This window comes from Mesorhizobium sp. M7A.F.Ca.CA.004.06.1.1, from assembly GCF_003999135.1.
Taxonomy (GTDB): Bacteria; Pseudomonadota; Alphaproteobacteria; order Rhizobiales; family Rhizobiaceae; genus Mesorhizobium.
In genome coordinates this window covers 1-2279 of record NZ_RZPQ01000870.1, presented here as the reverse complement: position 1 = coordinate 2279, position 2279 = coordinate 1, and the positions used below count along the sequence as shown (strand labels likewise).

The 2279-nt window shown below is 64.0% G+C and carries 2 protein-coding genes; both read left to right on the top strand.

Annotated elements, in window-relative coordinates; genetic code table 11:
* Positions 1 to 1266, top strand: a 1266-nt coding sequence (locus tag EN906_RS31455) for a copper resistance D family protein (protein ID WP_164777510.1), incomplete at its 5' end; no start/stop codon positions are given.
* Positions 1267 to 1448: 182 nt separating this feature from the next.
* Positions 1449 to 2279 (top strand): hypothetical protein (locus EN906_RS31450; protein WP_164777509.1); only part of this gene is annotated, 831 nt, incomplete at its 3' end.

The window sequence follows — 2279 nt, the reverse complement described above, 5'->3', positions numbered from 1 at the left end:
CCCGTCGGCGGATCGCTGCTGTTTTCCATCGGCGCGCCCAGCGAGCCGCCCGCCGTATCCGAAGCCGTCGACTGGCCGTTGCGGTCGGCTATCTGGACGGGCAAAATCTTTCTCTACGTCGGCCTTTTCCTCGGCGTTGGCGGCGCCTTCGCGCTTGCCTGGTTGGCCGGAAGTGGCCGTGCCGGGCAGCGCTTCGTTGCAGCTGCAATCCTGAGCGGGCTGGTCGCGTCGTGCCTGTCGCTCGGCTTGCAAGGTCTGGACGCATTGGGGGCGCCGCTCTCCCATCTGGCACAATCGGTCGTCTGGCGGACCGGGCTCGACACCAGTTTCGGCTGGACAGTGCTGGTCGCGCTGATCGCGCTGGGCCTTGGCCTGCTGTCGCTGGCCGGTCCCCGCGCCACCGCCAAACCATCGGCGCTGGCCGGCCTGGCCGGGGTGGGGGTCGCCCTTGCCGCCAGCGGCCATGCCAGTGCCGCCGAGCCGCAATGGCTGACGCGGCCGATGGTGTTCCTGCACGGCGTCGGCATCGCGTTGTGGGCCGGCGCATTGATCCCACTCGGGCTGGCGCTGAAGGGGCAATCGGCGGGGGCCACGCCATTCCTGCGGCGGTTTTCTTGGGCGATCCTGCCCGTGGTGGCCGTGCTTGCCGCTGCCGGCATCGTGCTTGCCGTCATCCAGGTGCAGACACCCGCGGCTTTGGTCGAGACCGCCTATGGAAGGCTGCTGCTTATCAAGCTGGGGCTGCTGGTCTTTCTGTTCACGCTTGCTGCCGTCAATCGCTGGAAACTCACCGCATCGGCCGAGGCGGGATCGACGGAAGTTCAACGCAGGCTGGTCCGCTCGATCGGCGTCGAGACGTTGATCGTGTTGGCGATTTTCGGCGTTGCCGCGGGCTGGCGCTTCACGCCGCCGCCACGAGCCCTGGCGATTGCGGCAGCGCAACCGGTGTCGGTCCATATCCACGCGCTGCAAGCGATGGCCGATCTCAGCATCACTCCCGGCCATGCCGGCCCGGTCGTTGCCTCGATGGTCATCATGAGCGGCGATTTCGGCCCGCTCGACGCCAAGGAGGTGACGCTTGTGCTGTCAAAACCCGATTCCGGCATCGAGCCGCTGAAGCGCGCTGCGAGCAAGCCCGGTGACGGCAGCTGGCGCGTCGACAACCTCGTCATCCCGGTGCCGGGCCGGTGGACGGTGCGCATCGACATACTGGTCTCGGACTTCGAGATGGTGAAGATCGAGGCGCCCGTCGATATCAGGCCGTAGCGTCGGCCTTATGGTCCTCACGAAATAGCACCCGCAAAAAGGAGCGACCCAGTCGGCAAATGACGACTGTCAAAATGGTCGCTTTCGTTCGACTTTGGCGGCCATCACTTCGGTTTCGATGCCAATCGCGGTCGTCTCGCCCTATCGAGGCGCATTGGCAAGGGCAAGCGAGGACAAATCGCATGAAGAAGGAGCAACGCCTCTCCACTGCGGGGAACGAGAATGCCGGGCGCAATAGGCGACAACCAAACTTCAGGGCGCTGGCTGCGCACAACGACCTTGGCGCTCTCATCGAAAAACTTGATCGTGATCCGACGGAGCCGATGCCTGTCGACATCATCAATCATCTCAGCCTGGGCCGATTTCCGGACGCCCGCAAGGTGGCTGAGCGGGTCTCTGCGCCGAAGGGCTATGTGCCGCGATTGGAATCGAGGCTCAACCTGCCTGTTGCGAAGGCCGTCGCGCGGCCTGAGGGCAAGCCGACGCGCACGGGCAGGCGAAACGAGGATCTGCTCAAGGCCTATGTTCCTCGCCATCTCGCTGTGCGAACGGTCCCACGGTTGCGACCGTTCTTTGCTGGACCGGACGGCGATATTGCCGTCAAGCGGTCGGGGCTTACGGCTATCGGCATGGATCTGGTGGCGTTTCCCTGGTCGGCGATAGGCCACATCCGCACCTTCTCCGAAGGCAAGGAGCTTCCAGGAGGCACCGCCTTCATGGTTGGGCCGAACCTGTTGATGACAGCCAGCCATGTCATGCCGTGGGACTACAGCGGCAACTGTCAAATCGAATTCACGCCGGCTATGTACCCGGGTCACTCCCCTCGCTTCGGCTCCACATGGGTCAGCGACTGGTATGGCGTCAGGCATGACGGCTTCTGGGATATGGCGTTCAAAGCGGATGCCAGCGACTATGCAATCTGCAGGACGATTGATCCGATTGGCAACGTCTGCGGCTGGCTGGGTACGCAGGCCTTCGACGACCACGATGAGTATTTCGACCATCTTTACATG